The following is a 15,341-nucleotide window of genomic DNA, read 5'->3' on the forward strand; positions in this document are numbered from 1 at the left end:
AATCTAGCGCAGGAGGTCCGGGCAGGCGGCCGCATCCTCGCGGGCACCGGCGATGTACCGCCGGAACCCGCCACCGGCCATCCGCAGCTGGCCGCGCCGCCGCTCCCGCCACGCCGGGCGCTCGTTGATCGTGAGGGAGACGCGAAGCGGCCCGTCGGGGAGCGCGGCAAGGGGAAAGCGGAGCTCCATCTGCCAGCCATCGGCGTGCGCGCGCGCGGACACCAGCGGCGTGACCGACCACTGCGTGACCAGCGGCGTGGTCCGCACCCGCCCATCGGGCAAGAGTGCCGCGAGCCCCGCTGCCGCCCACTGATCCGAGGCCGCCTCGCCCAGATACCACTGCAGCGAATCGGCGTTCACATCCACCGGCTCGTTATCCAACGGATTCTCGGGCGGCGCTTCGGGGGTGCCGCCCACACTCACCAGTGCATGCCCCGTCTGCACGCGCACGGCCATGCGCACCGCGTCGGCGGTGCGCTCGATCCGGATCTGGGCGGTGGGGGCATTCTCGCCGCCATACGGCTCTTCGGTCGCCAGGTAGTGCGCGCGGTCGAGCACCAGCGCGATGGGGGCGTCATGGACGCGCACCGACGTCGCGTTGGCGGGGCGCGCCACCGCCCGTGGCCATGGTGACACGGCCCCCTCGAGATCGATGCTGCTCCGCGCACCACCGGCGTGCAGCGCGATATGCCAGCCGTGTTCGGCGGCGCCATGCTCTGCGCGTGTGCCGCAATGCGTCGTCACCGCCGCCACGATCGGGTCGTCGGGTGTCAGCGCGACCGTGTCGACGGCCGCCGTGTCGTCGGGCGCTGCCCACGTCCACACACCGACGATGCGCCCGGATGCCCCGTGCGCTTCGAGTAGCAGCCGGGTCGTGTCGGGGAGACCGGGCGCGCCTGGACAGGCGGCATGCAACACCAGCGGCGTGCCCGTGGCGCTGTACCACGCATGCGCGGCCCGCCCTTCCTGGACCGCCGCCCACGTCACGTGACGACCGGTGAGCGGTGCCTCGTGCAGCGCGTGCAGGAAGTCGAAGCCGTCCGCTTCGCCGCCGGCTCCGCGCGGCGCCGCCGGGCGCCACGCGCCATGCCCGCCGATGGCGTCGCGCGCGACTGCGGCCCCGATCGGCAGTGTGAGCGTCACCGCCTGCGGCGCACTCCATTCGAGCACGTCCACGAGATATCCATCGAGGACAACCACCGAGCGCGTGCACGTCACATCGGGCGCAAGCTGCACCCGCTTGCGCATCCACCCCGCACCGCCGCGCTCCTCGAAATTGAGGACGACCGCCGGTTCTGCGCGCTGCGACGACCCGTTCACGAGCGGCGCATGATGCGCCAGCGTGCTGCGATACCAGAAGAGCGACCGGTCGACGTAACTGCCGGTACCGGGATCTTCGAGCAGACGGGCGCGCTCGGCCTGGAGCGTGAGCGTCAGGGCGTCGGGATGACCGTGACCGCGTGCGTCACCGCCCCCCTCGAGCCCGACGAATACCCGCGCCTGGTCGCGTCGCAACACCGCGAGCCCCTCCTGCTCCCGCCGGGCGCTCACCGGCGTCCATGTCGTGGTCGGTGCCGACTCGGGCGTCGCGAAGAGCAGCGCCCGCCACGACAGGCTGGCACGTGAAAGCGCCATGGCCGGTTCGTTGCGCTCGGCCTCACCGGTGGAGCGGGCGCGCGCATCACTCACCGTGGCAATGCGCCCGTCGTAGACGCGCGTGAGTAACCCCGCCAGCACGGGTGCGCGCGTAGCCGCGTAGCCGAGTTCCAGATACTCGGCGATGCGCCATTGCCGGATAGAGACGCGATACTGCGAATCCTTGCGCGATGGAAAGCATTCGTCGGGGAGGAGCCCCGAGAATGGGAAGGCGAAGCCGTTCGCGTAGCGCCGCGCTGCCTCCGCCTCGAGCGATACGCCCTGCGCCGTGAGGGCCTGCACCAGATGCCAGAAGCCCCGATGCGCGAAGAGGTGATAGTTCTCGCCCTCGTACCAGCCGCCGTCGGCGCCGAGGCCCGACAGCAGCAAGGCGGTCACAGCATCCGGACCATGCAGCGCGTCGAGCGCGGCGTTCGCCTCCCCGAGGAGGACGGCGGCGACCAAGCTCGCGGTGCCATTCCACACCTGCCGATTGGAACGCCCTTCGTGAAACCCCGCGATGAGCGCGGCACTCGGCGCGATGAGCGCGTCACGGACCGTCCCACCCACGGTGCTTGCACCGACCTGCTCGAGCAGCGACACCGCCTGACAGATGTTGAGCAGCCAACAACTCTCGAGATACGTGCTGAAGAACGGCCGCGTGGGCCCCAGCACGTTGTCCTGATTGGGATACGTGGGATACCGCTCGGCGAGCGCCGCGAGGAGGCGCTCGGCCAGCGCGCGGTGGGACGTGTCGCCACGTAGGGCATACAACGCGGCCGCATGCACGGCCCGTTCAGCCACCCACAGCTGCGCTCCCATGGCCCACCAGTCGTCGTGCTCGGGTGCGACGTAGTCGGCGGCGCACAGCCGGCAGCGATGCCGATGCGGCTGCCACGGATCGAACTCGAGGTAGATCCCGTGCTGAGGGCAGCGCCCACCGACGCGCGTCAGGCGCGCCTTCCGGCGCGGAATGATCGCGTCCAGATCGGCGGTGCTCACCGGGACCAGTTCCGCGGCGAGCGCGTCGGCCAACGCGCCGAGCGACGTCCCCGGTGCCGTGTCGCGACGGCGCTGCTCCAGATCCAGTGGCAGCAGCGCGTTGGCGCCCTGCACCAGCGGCAGACTCATGGCCGCGTCCAGCGCGCCACGGTGGTCAGCTCACCGCGCAGATCCATCCGCACGCCCTGCAGCGCGCGCGAGCGCCCCTGCACGCCCCGGGCGTGGTAGATCCACACGACTGGGGCGTCGGCTTGCAACCGCTGATCGACTCGTGCCCACGCCGCGGCGGCCTCGGTGGGCGCCGCACCGCGGGCCGTGGCAAGGGCCGTATCGAGCGACGCCGCGTGAAAGCCGGTGTAGTCGAGGGCGCCGCCGCGCTGCTCCGTGCTGAACATGGCCGAAAGGTGCCCCAGCGCGATGTCGCCGGGAATCCCGGTGATGGCCAGATCGAAGGTCTTCTGCGGCGCGCGCACCGTTGAGAGGAAGGTCGCGAGCTCCAAGACGCGCAGCGTGAGCCCAATGCCGCGGGCGGCGAGATCGGCCTGAACCAGCTGCTCAATCGCCATCTCGCCACTCCCGACAGTCAGCAGTTCGAGCGAGAGGCGCCGCCCGTCGCGCACCCGCACGCCGTCGGGACCGCGGAGCCAGCCAGCGGCATCCAGCAAGCTGTCCGCCCGTCGATTGGCGGCGGCGCGGTCGGCTGCCGTTTCGGTGGCCGGTGACGGTGACACCGGGAGCCCGGGCGGCAAACTGCTGATCGCGGGTGTCCCGAATCCCGCCACCGCCGCCGCGACGATGCGCGCCCGATCGAGGCACAACGCGATGGCCTGACGCACCCGCGCTTCGTTGAGCGGCGCGCGCGTGGTATTGAGTGCCAGCACCGTGGAGAAGAGCGCGGGGGGTGTTTCGAGCGCGAGCGTGGAATCGCGCTGCACCAGACGCGCCATGGTCGGCGAGACCCCCGCGAGATCCAGCTCGCCGCTCACGAGGCCGGCGAACTTGGTGGCCGCTTCGTCCACCACGGCAACCACCAGCGCACGCAGCGCCGGCGGACCACCCATGGACGCCGGGAAATCCGCATTGCGCACAAAGCGCCACTGCCGGCCGGCGAGCCGACTCGCAAAGCGGAACGGCCCGTTGCCGACGGGCGCGGTGGCGAACGGGTGCTGCCGCCACCGCGCGGTTGGCACCGAGTCGAGCAGATGCGCGGGGACCAGCGGCAGCTCGGCGAGCACCGGCGGGAGTGTGGCCCGGGCCGTCGCAAGCACGACGCGCACGGTGTACGCATCGGTCGCGACGACGGAATCGATCGCCATGGCCTCACCGCGGCGCGGCGACCCCAAGGCCGAGTCTCGCGCCATGCGGTAGGTGAAGGCCACGTCGCGCGCCGTGGTGGGCGCGCCATCGTGCCAGCGCAGCGCGCTGTCGAGGTGGAAGGTCACCGCGCGATGGTCCGGGGACCACGTCCAGGCGCGCGCGTAGTACGGCTCCGGCTGCAGCAGGCTGTCGAGGCGAACGAGCGTGACGAACAGGGCATGCCGCTGCACCTGCCGCGACAGGGTGTGCACGGTGACCAGCGGATTCCCCGATTCCAGATCGGTACCGGACGCCATCACGACCGTCCCCGGCGCGCGCGCGCTGGGCTGGCAGGCGCTCAGCAGCACCGCCAGCAGCGCGTGGAGGGCCCGCCGCACGCGCCGACGGGTTGACGCGGGGGTTCCGCGGGGCATCATCCCTCCGTGCGCCATGTCTCGCTGCGCGTCGTGGACGCGCTCGTCCTGCTCTGGCTCGTCACCACCCTCACCTTCGCGCTGGTCCATCTGGCGCCGGGTGATCCGGCGACGCTGTTGATTGCCCCGACTGCCACGGCAGCCGAGGCGGCAGAGTTGCGGGCGCGACTCGGACTCGACGCACCGCTCGGTGTGCAATATGGCCGGTGGATCGGTGCCGTGCTGCGGGGGGATCTCGGCACGAGTCTGGTGACGTCGCGGCCGGTGACGCACGTGATCGGTGACGCGTTGCCGATCTCCCTCTTTCTTGGGGGCGTCTCGCTCCTTCTCAGCTTCGTAATCGGGATCGGGCTGGGCGGTTGGCAGGCGCTCCGCGCCCGCACGCTGGGCGATCGGACCGCTTCGGTACTGGCCACGGTGTTATTCGCAGCGCCGGGCTTCTGGCTGGCGCTCGCGCTGGTCGCGTTGTTCACATCGGGAGCGGTCTGGCTCGGCCTCCCGGCGTGGTTGCGACTCCCGGCGTTCGGCATGCAATCGCCCGATGCGGGCGCTGATCCGTCGCTCGCGGATCGCTGGCGTCATGCCATGCTTCCGCTGCTGGTGCTCACGGTCCCCGGCGCTGCCGGGGTGGCCCGTTACGCCCGCGAAACCCTGCGCGATGCGCGTGGGTCGCTGGCCGTGCAGGCGGCGTTCGCGCGCGGACTCTCGCGGGCGCGTGTCGAGTGGCGCTACATCCTGCGCACCGCGCTGACGCCGCTGGTCGTGCTCTTTGGGCTCACGCTCCCCGGCATCGTGGCCGGTTCGGTGTTTGTGGAACAGGTGTTTGCGTGGCCCGGCCTCGGTCGCGCCCTGCTCTCGGCGATCGCGGGCCGCGACTATCCCGTGGTCCTGGGCCTCACGCTCATCTACGGCGCGACCGTGATCGGTGCGAACCTGCTCGCCGATGTCGCCCTGTGGTGGCTGGACCCGCGCCGCCGGAGCCCCTCGTGAACGGCGCGTCGCGCGCGCGCGACTGGCGCGTCACCGGTGGTGTTGGCGTGCTGCTGCTGATGCTCGCCCTCGCCATTGTGGTTCCCCTTCGCGCCCCGACCGAGCAGGCAGCGATCGGGGATGTCCTCGCCACGCGACTCACGCCGCCCCTGTCGCACGATGGACGCGGCGTCTTTCACCTGCTCGGGACGGATGCCTTCGGGCGTGATCTCGCGCTCCGCCTCTGGGTCGGGGCGCGCCTGTCGCTCCTGGTAGGTGTGGCGGGGACGGTGCTCTCGGGGATGATCGGTGTGTTGCTCGGCGCGCTCGCCGGCTGGCGGGGCGGCCTGATCGACCGGGCGGTGACCGCGCTCGGCGACACGATGCTTGCCGTGCCACGCCTCGTGTTGCTGCTGGTGATTGCGGCGCTGTGGGGGCCGGGGGTCTCCACGGTCGTGGTGGTGCTCGGCGTGACCGGCTGGATGGCGGTGATGCGCCTGGTGCGCGCCGAGGTGCTTGGCGTGCGCCCGTTGCCCTACGTGGAGGGCGCACTCGCCCTGGGCGTACCCGCCTGGCGCACCGTGCTGCGCCACGTGCTGCCCAATGCGCTGGGGGGCGCGACGGTGGCCATGACGCTCGGGGTGGGCAACGCGATCGTGCTCGAAAGTGGCCTCAGTTTCCTGGGCCTCGGTGTGCAGCCTCCCGCCGCCAGTTGGGGCAACATGATTGCCGGCGGACGCGAGTGGCTCCTGGTGGCCCCATGGATTGCCCTGCTCCCCGGAGCGCTGCTGATCACCACGGTGGTGGCGTGCACGCTGCTGGGCGAGGGCCTTCGCGCCGCCCGAGACGACGCCTAGCCGATCACCGTGCGCAGCAGCCGGAGCATATTGCCGCCGAGCACCTTGTTGACCTCGTCGCGCCGCAATCCGCGCTGCATCAGGGCGTCCCCCCACTGCGCGAGTTGGGTATAGGCGCTGAAGACGGGATTGAGATTGCCGTCCATATCGGTGCCCAGCCCGACGTGATCGATGCCGACGACATCGATCAACCGCTTCGTGTTGTCGACGAACTCCTCGAAGCTCGTGTTGTAGCCGCTCGGCCACGCGCCGATGACGCCCCCCGTGCTGGCGACCAACTTGGCGTGCTCCTCCGAAATGGACCGCGCGGCGAGCAGGCGCGAGGGATCCCCGCGATTCAGGATACTGTGCGACAGCATGATCGGCGCTGTCGTCAGCGATACCACATCCCGTACCGTCTCGAACGACGCATGCGCCACGTCGACGAGCAGCCGACGCGCGTTGCAGCGCTTCACGACCGCCTTCCCGAGCGCCGACAGCCCGTGGTGCTGCGCGGGCTGCGTCTGCAGATCGCCGAGGGCGCTGGGTACGTAATGCACGATCTGGAGTGAGCGCAGTCCGTCGGCATGAAAGAGATCGACGCGCTCCGGGTCGCCGTCCACAAACTCACCGCCCTCGCAGGCCAGAAAGGCCGCCACCTTCTGTTCGCGCTGGGCGCGCACCAGATCGTCGGCGCGCAGCGCCAAAAAGGCATTCGTCTCGCGAATCTGCGCCTTCACCAGCGCCAGCTGGCGCGGATACTCCGCGCGGGCCTCGCCGGCGGCGTACGCGCCACGCACCTGCACCCCCTTGGGCGTCGACTCGATCAGCGGCGCATCACCCACCAGACTGAAGAACGCGCCCGACAGGTGCCCGGTGTTCATGCCGCGCACGGTCCCCGCAAATGAATCGACCACATAGCCCGGCTTCCCGTGGTTCGGGAACATCCCCGGGTGCGTATGCAGATCGAAGGTGAGTGGGGCCGATGCGGGCTGCGCCGGTGTGCCGCCGACCATGCGTGGCAGGAACGCGGCCCCGGCGGTGGCGAGCAACCCGGTGTGCAGAAACTCACGACGAGACGTCATTTGGACAGCTCAGTGTGATTGGAGATGCCGACGCACGCGGTACGTCACGACTTCGTGCGGATCGGCCGTAAACGGCAAGGTTTCCGTATAGGCGGCGGCGGCCTCCAGGGGCGTCTCGTCGAGCCATACCCGTTCCGCGCGCCACGGCCCGTCGTCGGGGAGACGCCATGCCCCCTGGGCGGTCATCCCGGTCAGGTTGATGGCGCGAAGGATCACCGCGTGCGCATCCTGCTGCGACACCGTCACCGCGGACACCTCGAATGCCTCGCCCTCGAGCGCCACACCACGAACCGTTGGTGCAGTGGCACTCCCGTCGAGATCGATCCACGTCTCCCCGACCAGCGGCACGAGCAGGTCATCGGCGGCGTCGCGGATACTGGCGAGCACCGCGTTGGTGAGCGGCCCGTGCAACAGGAGGGCACAACGCGCCTCGAAGTCGCCGAGACATTGCGCGTCGGGCGTCGCGACGGGCCAGCCGGCATGTCCGGGCCGGGTGGCCAGCGCGGGTTTGGAGAGTTCGCCCACGGCGCGCAGCAGCGTGAGTGCGACGGTATCGCCGTCCACATGCGCTTCCGCGAGCCCGTCACTGAACATCGTGGCGCCGACCTCCGCATTGGCGACGGTGATCCAGCGATGCAGGGGCTGCCCATCCGGAACGCGCTCGGCGCTCTCCGGTGGCGCATCGATGGGAGCTCGACGCACGGGCCCAAGGGCGGCGTCGGCCGTGACGCGCCCGCGCTCCACGTCGGTATGCCACACCAGACGGAGGCGATGATTCGTGCGCGCATTGCGCCCGCGCACGGTGCATTCAAGATACGGCACCCCCGCAGTCAACCGCAGCGTCGTCGTCACGCGCACCGGCCCTTCGTCGCGATCGCGCGGATCGAGCTCCGGGGCGGCCCAGGTGATGGCAATCGCACCGCGCAACGGCCCATGCTCACGCACGTCGACCTTCACGACGTCGAAGGAGAAGCTGACCAACGGCTTCGGGGTGTAGCTGTCGCCTTCATCACCGCAGGTGATCACCGAGAGGGCGCGATGCACGAGGCGATCCCCGCTCACGATGGTCACCCGGCCATTCGCGTCGACGGTGACATGGAGGTGGCCGTTGTCGAGATGCGCGACGTGGTCTTCGACGTGGACGCGCACGGCGGCATCAGGACCCGCCGTGGGCGGCTCGTGCGCGATGCCCTGCACCGTGCGCACGCCGAACGCCGGAACCGGCGGGACCCACGCCAGGACACGATGCTCCACGATCGCGTCGTTATCCGGATAGTGCTGCGGCGACTCGCGCCGATAGGCCACCACGCGCGGCGTGGCGAGTCGCTGCAACGGCCACGCCCCGAGCGACGGCAGCGCGCGCCCCGGCGGCCGTTGCGGCGCTACGGCCCCCGCGCTGGCCGGCCCGACGGCGATATCGCCGACCCATTCACGCAGGAGCAGATGGGCCACACCGCCGCGGTCCCGCGCGGCGCGATTGCGCAGGACGAGTCGTGCCGGGTCGCCGTGTGGGCGGCGCTCCCGTGCGTGCACCGGGTCATGCTGGAGCGCCAGCTGCAGCGCGGCTTCGCGGAGCCCGCGCCCCTGCTCCGCCACGGCATCCTGTCTCGCGTCCATCGCGCGGGCGACGTCGTCGGTGGAGCAGCCGCACAGCGTATCGTGTGGATGTGTCTCGAGCAGATCCTCCCACGCCCGCTGCAGGAGCGTCGGGAGCTGTGCCATGGTGAGGCGCGCCGCGCCGTCCACGGCCGCCGTTGCCCCGGTGCGATCGTGCAACCGCACCAACGCCAACCATGGCTCCACGTCGCGCAGCAGCCCCCGTTCGAGGCGTGCGTTGCGCCGCTTCTGATGAGCCCGCGTGGCGAGCGTACCGCCGAGGGTCCACGTGTACCCGTAGGAGTTGCGCAGTTCGCCCTCCACGGTCGGCAGCGCCACCGACGCGGCCGCATCAGCGAACGCCTCCGACCAGGCCTGCAGCGACGACGGCGCGATGCGCACGGTCCCGGCGGTGGCCTGCAGCTGCTCGAGCGCGTGCCCCAACGCGTGCTGGCGCGCGTGGTGATCGGCGCCGTTGAGCAGCAACGCGACCCCAGTGCGGGTGCGCGCGTCGAAGAGCGCGCGCAACGAGGCCCATCGCGCACGCACCGCGCCCCATTCGGTGGGGAGTGCACTCCCGAACTCGTAGCCATCCGGGGGGAGATGATACGTGAGCACACGACTGCCGTTCGCCGCCCGCCACCAGAAGGCATCGCTCCGCGGATGCGCCGTGCCACCGGCGCCGCGCCATACCACCGCCACCGGTAGGCCGAATCCCGCGGCGATGATCGGCAGCGCCGCGGGATGCCCGAACGTGTCGGGACAGTAGGCCACCCGCGGCGCGGCCGCGCCGAGGCGCGCCAGGTACCGCCGCCCGGCCTCGAGGTTACGGATGATGGCTTCGCCCGAGGGGATCAGGTTGTCGGCGAGGACGTACCACGGCCCGGCCTCCAGACGATCGCTGCGCAGCGCGGCGCCCAGCGCCTCGGCGCGATCTTCACGCACCGCGAGATAGTCGCGCAGCACGATGGTCTGCCCGTCGAGGAGAAACGGGCCCGGTCCGGGATCAGCCAGCAGGGCGTCGATCAGGGCCACCAGCCGCTGCCGAAAGCGCGCGTGCCCGTGGTACCACTCGCGATCCCAGTGCGTGTGGGAGACCACACACACGGTCTCAAGGGGACGGGCGTCCGGGAGCGGGGGCCGGGAATCACTCACGAGCCAGAAGCTACCGCCCGCGTCACCAGGCTGGCCAGCCGGTTGACCCTGACCAGAGGGGTGCCGAGCTTTCACGCCGATTGCTCGACCTCCTCCCGCCTGGACGTTTGCTTGGAATTTCTGACCGAGTTCATCCATCGCCTGCGTGATCTCCCCGCCCTGGTACAGTGGGCGGGATACGTTGGGCTGACGGCCATCATTTTCGCCGAAACGGGGCTGCTGGTCGGCTTCTTCCTGCCGGGCGACTCCCTGCTTGTCACCGCCGGCCTCCTCGCCGCCGATCCCAGCTTTGGGCTGAATGTGTGGCTGCTCGGGGCGATTCTCACCGTGGCGGCGATCGTGGGCGACACGGTGGGCTACAACGTGGGCAAGGCCACCGGACCGCGCATCTTCACGCGCGAAGACTCCCTGCTCTTCAACAAGAAGCACCTGCTGCGAGCCCAGGCGTTCTACGAGAAGCACGGCGGCCAGACGATCATCCTCGCCCGGTTCATGCCCATCGTGCGCACCTTCGCCCCGGTCGTGGCCGGGGTGGGGCGCATGAACTACCGCTCGTTCCTCATGTACAACGTAGTGGGCGGCGTGGCGTGGATCTGGAGCATGCTGCTCATCGGCTTTGCGCTGGCCCGGACGGTCCCGGCCGTGGCCAAGCACGTGGAGAAGGTGATTCTCGTGGTCGTGTTCCTGTCGATCCTGCCCGGCATCATTGCCTGGCTCAAGGAGCGACGCCGCGCGGCCCCCTCGGCGTAGTCGACCTCGCCGTGCACGACGGCCCGCCTGCGCATTCGGCGGCGGTCGGCGTACCTTTCGTCAGTTCCTCAGTCATTCAACACACCGGAGACGCCCCAGATGGCCCATACCCTGCCCGCGCTGCCGTACGCGCCCGAAGCGCTCGAGCCGCATATCGATTCGCAGACGATGCAGATCCACCATGGCAAGCATCATCAGGCCTACGTGACGAATCTCAACGCCGCCATCGAGAAGGCGCCGGAGCTCGCGTCGTGGTCGCTCGACGATCTGTGCCGCAAGATCAACGAGGTGCCGGAGGCGGTGCGCACCGCGGTGCGCAACAACGGCGGTGGGCACTGGAACCACTCGCTCTTCTGGCAGCTGATGGCACCGCATGCCGGCGGTGAGCCGACGGGTGCGCTCGCCGACGCGATCACGAAGGCGTTCGGCTCGTTCGCCACGTTCAAGGAGCAGTTCCAGGCGGCCGGCATGGGTCGCTTCGGCTCCGGCTGGGCGTGGCTCGTGAAGGGCAACGACGGCGCGCTGTCGATCATGAGCACGCCGAACCAGGACAACCCGCTCATGGAAGGCAAGCACGCCCTCCTCGGCGTGGACGTGTGGGAGCACGCGTACTACCTCAAGTACCAGAACCGGCGCGCGGATTACCTCAGCGCATTCTGGTCCGTCGTGAACTGGAGTGAAGTGGCGAAGCGGTTCGGTTGAGATCGCTCGACCTCTGGTCGAGCGTCACCCGCGGGGCGGTGCTCGTAACTCGCACCGTTCTCTAGGAGCCAGGGGGAAGAATTCAGGGGGGAGTGCCTCGGCGGCACTCCCCCCTCTGTCCTTCCCCCTGGTTCCTGAAATGCGGTGCCGGTGACCGGCACCAATTCGCGAGTGACGCTCGACCACTAGTCGAGCGATCTTTCCCTCACGCTATTGCCGCCTCCGGTGCGGGTGTCCTCGCACTGCGCAGGAGCGTGATGGCCGTATACGTCACCACGGCCGCCACCAGCCAGCGCACCGTGGAGATGTCCATGGACTTCACCACGTAGACCGCGATGAGCACGGCCGGCAGGCCGCCGACGATCATGCTGAGGACGGCCGGGCGGTGAATGCGCCCGAGCTTGATGAACTGCGTGGCCGCGGTGGGCATGAGGAAGGCGCAGCTCCCCATCATGACCGGGAAGGCGACCTTGGGGTCCATGCCGAGCAGGCTGACGAGCAGCATGCAGGGGCCGTAGAGGCCGATGCCGATGGTCATGAGCACACCGAGCCCGAAGTTCACGCCGAGCGCGATGGCGAGCTTGAGGCCGGTGACCCCAGTGGCGACGCCGCCGCCTGGGAGGATGGCCAGGGCCTGCGCGAGGAACATCGCGGCCGCGCCGAGGAGACAGATGCCCATGCCGAGGCGGATGCGCTGGATGGGCCACCGACCGACGAACGAGGCTCCCACCCACGCGCCGGCGGCCGCGGCGGCGATCATGCCGATGAGGGTGACCGGCTCGACATCCACCGCCTGCGTGAAGATCAGCGCCTGCACCAGCGTGGCCATGGTGTGGCCGGCATTCAGCGTGCCCGGGATCTCGTCATCCGGCACCGTCTTCGTGGCGCGGAAGAGTGCCGTGGTCGTGGCGAAGGATCCGATGCCAAGCGTGTCGAAGAAGTTCGTCACGAAGCCGATGCCGATGAGCAGCGGCGTGGGCCGGGCATCAGCCTTCCCCTTGAGCCCCGCCCAGAGCGTCGCGATGTGGTAGAGGGTCATCAAAGCGAGCCCTCCAAGCAGCCACTGCTTGGCGTCGAGTTGCATGCGCGGGGATGGGGGAGGTGGGAACAGCCGGCGGCGTTATGGACGCCGCAGAGAATCGCGCGCGGTCAGCGAGTCAGCAAGGTCGGCAGGATCGGCAGGGCCGTTCCGAGCACCCAGGCCACCAGGGCGGCGACGAAACCGGTCGACCGTGCCACCCGCGCGGCGACGGAGATGCCCACGCCAAAGATCACCAGCTGCCACAGGTTGAAGAGATCCACGCCGGCCAGCAGCTGCATCAGGACGGGGGAGACCTTCGTCGGATCGAGGAAGCGCGCCGGCCCGATGGACAGGTCGTACAACGACCGCGCCTTGTCGCCATCGAGCACGAGGCCCATGACCGCCGAGGAGAGCAGCCCGAGGATGCGCGGCATCGAACCGAGCACGGCGATGAGGACCGCCTGACCATACGCCACCGGCGCCTGCACGATCTTGCTGCCGAGCAGCAGCATCAGGCCGCTGAAGAAACCACCCAACACCACGACAAAGAGCGGCGAAAAATAGAAGCCGATACTGCCGAACTTCCGCGCCGAGGCCATCGCCTCCGGCGGAATGCTCCGGCCACTCGCCGCCGCCTGCTGCATCGACAAGTCGAACATGGCGTCGAGCCATGGTCCGGTCAGCCTGGCGGCGATGACCGTGACCACCGCGCACACCAGAAAGATCACCAGCATGTACTTCCCGAACGTCCGATACTGCGACCGCTCGAATACCGTCGATGGCGCCCAGAGGACTTCGAGCATGTCTTCGAACACGTTGCCCAAGCTCGGGGGCGTCATCGTCGGTCGGTTCATCGCGCAGCCTCTCCTTCGAGATAGGTGTACCCTTCCAGACCCGCCACGAACTCGGCGATGAAGGTGTTGGCCTCCTCGCGCGAAATGGTGTTCGTGCCGTTCACCTTACGGCGGAACGTGGCCAGGAGTTGCGAGGCCCCGAACTGGACGTAGTTGAGGACTTCGGTGACCGTGTCCCCTTCCACGAGGTCGGTGATGTCGTAGCCGCCCTTGTCGTTCAGGCGAATGTGCACCGCGTTCGTATCACCGAACAGGTTGTGGAGGTCACCAAGGATTTCCTGGTACGCGCCGGTCAGGAAGATGCCGAGGATATAGTCTTCCCCGTCCCGGAATTCGTGCAGTTCCAGGCTCGGGCGACCGTTCTTGTCCCCGACGAAGCGATCGATCTTGCCGTCGGAGTCACAGGTCACATCCTGCAGCGTGCCGCGCCGGACCGGCTCTTCGAGCAGCCGGTGAATCGGCATGATCGGGAAGAGCTGGTCGATGGCCCAGCTGTCGGGGAGCGACTGGAAGAGCGAGAAGTTGCAGAAGTATCGGTCCACGAGGCTCGACTCGAGCTCGGGGAGAATGTCTTCGTAGGTGTCCGGGTCCGCCTTGGCGATGCGATAGATCGCATTCATACTGGCGAGCCAGAGCACCTCCGCCTTCGCGAGACCGCGCAAGTTGAGCACGCCGGAGTTGAAGTACTGCCGCGCCCGCTCCTTGTCGTACGACACATCGTGGAAGACTTCCAGCACCTTGCGGGTCTTGGGCTCCCGCTCGGTGAGCGTGCGCCAGTCTTCGTGCATTTCGTGCAACAGCGAGTGATCGTCGTCGTGCAGCGCCGGCACGGGCTGCTCGGCGAGCGACTCCACATCGATCACCTTGAGCAACAGCAGCGCGTGATGCGCCGTGAGCGCGCGCCCCGATTCGCTGATGATGTGCGGCATCGGGAGCTCGGCTTCACGGCACGCCTCGGCGATCGTATAGATCACGTCGTTGGCGTACTCCTGCAGCGTGTAGTTCACGCTCGCATTGTTCGTGGAGTTGGTGCCGTCGTAGTCGATACCGAGGCCACCGCCCACGTCCACGTGGGAGATGTCCACGCCGAGCGAGCGCAACTCGAGATAGAAGCGCGCCACTTCCTGCAGCCCCGACTTGATGAAGCGGATGTCGGTGATCTGGCTGCCGAGATGGAAGTGGATCAGCTTGAGGATGTCGAGGCGATTCGCGGCCTGCAGCTTGTCGATCAGCTTGATCAGTTCGGCCGAGCTGAGGCCGAACTTGCTCTTCTCGCCGCCGCTCTGGGCCCAGCGACCGGCGCCCTCACTCGCGAGCTTGATGCGCACGCCCGCGCACGGCTGCACGCCCAGTTCGTCGGCCACCTCGAGCAGCACATCGAGTTCGCTGACCTGCTCGAGCACGATGAAGACCTTGTGCCCGAGCTTCTGCCCCATGAGGGCCAGGCGCATGAACTCGTGGTCCTTGTAGCCGTTGCAGACGATCAGGTGCTCGGTGCTTTCGGAGAGCCCCAGCACCGCCTGCAATTCCGGCTTGGAGCCGCACTCGAGCCCCACGCCGTGCGTCTTGCCGAAGCGCACGATCTCTTCGACGACATGCCGCTGCTGGTTCACCTTGATCGGATACACGGCGGTATACCCGCCCGTGTAGTCGAACTCCTTGATCGCCTGCGCGAAGCGCTCGCTGAGCGTTTCGATGCGCGACTTGAGGATGTCGGAGAAGCGCAGCAGCACCGGCAACTGGATGCCCTGCCCTTCGAGATCTTCGGCGAGGACGCGCAGATCCATCGTGCGCTCCGGATGATCCGGATCGGGGCGCACAATGACATGCCCGCGGTCGTTGACGTCGAAATAGCCGGCGCCCCACCCCTCCACGTTGTAGAGAGTGCGGGCGGACTCAACGGACCAGGGCTCGCTCACAGGCGGCGCGACGATGGGCTGGATACGGGTAGCCATAAGGGAGAAAAAGCTAGACGGTTCGCGCCGGCGGAGATAGCCGCCGGCGCG

11 protein-coding genes are annotated in these 15,341 nt (G+C 68.9%); 4 read left to right on the forward strand and 7 right to left on the reverse strand.

The features are described from left to right. Window positions 1–3 precede the first annotated feature (3 nt). On the reverse strand, window positions 4–2,766 hold the full coding sequence (locus K2R93_19440) for a heparinase II/III-family protein (protein MBY0492024.1): 2,763 nt from the start codon (window positions 2,764–2,766) through the stop codon (window positions 4–6). Next, complete coding sequence (locus tag K2R93_19445; protein ID MBY0492025.1) at window positions 2,763–4,331, reverse strand: peptide ABC transporter substrate-binding protein; 1,569 nt, start codon at window positions 4,329–4,331, stop codon at window positions 2,763–2,765. Before K2R93_19445 ends, K2R93_19440 begins: the two co-directional genes overlap by 4 nt. Before the next feature lie 45 nt (window positions 4,332–4,376). Here K2R93_19445 and K2R93_19450 point away from each other — a divergent pair, with 45 nt between their 5' ends. Further along, the gene (locus tag K2R93_19450; protein ID MBY0492026.1) at window positions 4,377–5,357 is read left to right on the forward strand and encodes an ABC transporter permease; all 981 of its coding nucleotides are present in this window, start codon (window positions 4,377–4,379) and stop codon (window positions 5,355–5,357) included. Then, a complete protein-coding gene (locus K2R93_19455; protein MBY0492027.1) occupies window positions 5,354–6,193 on the forward strand; it encodes an ABC transporter permease in 840 nt (279 codons plus the stop codon). Before K2R93_19450 ends, K2R93_19455 begins: the two co-directional genes overlap by 4 nt. On the opposite strand, the gene K2R93_19460 is transcribed toward K2R93_19455, so the two are convergent. Then, window positions 6,190–7,257, reverse strand: a complete 1,068-nt coding sequence (locus K2R93_19460) for a membrane dipeptidase (GenBank protein ID MBY0492028.1) — start codon at window positions 7,255–7,257, stop codon at window positions 6,190–6,192. The two genes, K2R93_19455 and K2R93_19460, sit on opposite strands and share 4 nt — an antisense overlap. 9 nt (window positions 7,258–7,266) lie before the next feature. After that, complete coding sequence (locus tag K2R93_19465; protein MBY0492029.1) at window positions 7,267–10,008, reverse strand: hypothetical protein; 2,742 nt, start codon at window positions 10,006–10,008, stop codon at window positions 7,267–7,269. A gap of 42 nt (window positions 10,009–10,050) precedes the next feature. On the opposite strand from K2R93_19465, the gene K2R93_19470 reads away from it, so the two are divergent. After that, window positions 10,051–10,758 (forward strand): VTT domain-containing protein, encoded by a 708-nt coding sequence (locus K2R93_19470; GenBank protein MBY0492030.1) that lies wholly within the window; start codon window positions 10,051–10,053, stop codon window positions 10,756–10,758. A 99-nt stretch (window positions 10,759–10,857) separates the two neighbouring features. Continuing rightward, window positions 10,858–11,460: a superoxide dismutase gene (locus tag K2R93_19475; GenBank protein ID MBY0492031.1), complete on the forward strand. Its 603-nt coding sequence runs from the start codon at window positions 10,858–10,860 to the stop codon at window positions 11,458–11,460. 205 nt (window positions 11,461–11,665) lie between these two features. Here K2R93_19475 and K2R93_19480 read toward each other — a convergent pair whose 3' ends face one another. The 3 genes from K2R93_19480 to speA all read right to left on the reverse strand — a co-directional run bounded on the left by K2R93_19480 (window position 11,666) and on the right by speA (window position 15,290). After that, window positions 11,666–12,544, reverse strand: a complete 879-nt coding sequence (locus tag K2R93_19480) for a sulfite exporter TauE/SafE family protein (protein MBY0492032.1) — start codon at window positions 12,542–12,544, stop codon at window positions 11,666–11,668. 65 nt (window positions 12,545–12,609) lie between these two features. Then, window positions 12,610–13,335 carry a YIP1 family protein gene (locus K2R93_19485; GenBank protein MBY0492033.1) on the reverse strand — a complete coding sequence of 242 codons (726 nt, stop codon included), beginning with the start codon at window positions 13,333–13,335 and terminating at the stop codon, window positions 12,610–12,612. After that, the gene (gene speA, locus K2R93_19490) at window positions 13,332–15,290 is read right to left on the reverse strand and encodes a biosynthetic arginine decarboxylase (protein MBY0492034.1); all 1,959 of its coding nucleotides are present in this window, start codon (window positions 15,288–15,290) and stop codon (window positions 13,332–13,334) included. Before speA ends, K2R93_19485 begins: the two co-directional genes overlap by 4 nt. Window positions 15,291–15,341: the final 51 nt, after the last annotated feature.

This window comes from Gemmatimonadaceae bacterium (assembly GCA_019752115.1).
In the GTDB taxonomy this organism is placed as follows: Bacteria; Gemmatimonadota; Gemmatimonadetes; order Gemmatimonadales; family Gemmatimonadaceae; genus Gemmatimonas.

Excerpts from the sequence above, each read along its gene's own strand:
- K2R93_19440 (MBY0492024.1), bottom strand. The coding sequence starts at position 2,766 with ATGAGTCTGCCGCTGGTGCAGGGCGCCAACGCGCTGCTGCCACTGGAT.
- K2R93_19460 (MBY0492028.1), bottom strand. The coding sequence starts at position 7,257 with ATGACGTCTCGTCGTGAGTTTCTGCACACCGGGTTGCTCGCCACCGCC.
- K2R93_19475 (MBY0492031.1), top strand. The coding sequence starts at position 10,858 with ATGGCCCATACCCTGCCCGCGCTGCCGTACGCGCCCGAAGCGCTCGAG.
- K2R93_19480 (MBY0492032.1), bottom strand. The coding sequence starts at position 12,544 with ATGCAACTCGACGCCAAGCAGTGGCTGCTTGGAGGGCTCGCTTTGATG.
- K2R93_19485 (MBY0492033.1), bottom strand. The coding sequence starts at position 13,335 with ATGAACCGACCGACGATGACGCCCCCGAGCTTGGGCAACGTGTTCGAA.
- speA (MBY0492034.1), bottom strand. The coding sequence starts at position 15,290 with ATGGCTACCCGTATCCAGCCCATCGTCGCGCCGCCTGTGAGCGAGCCC.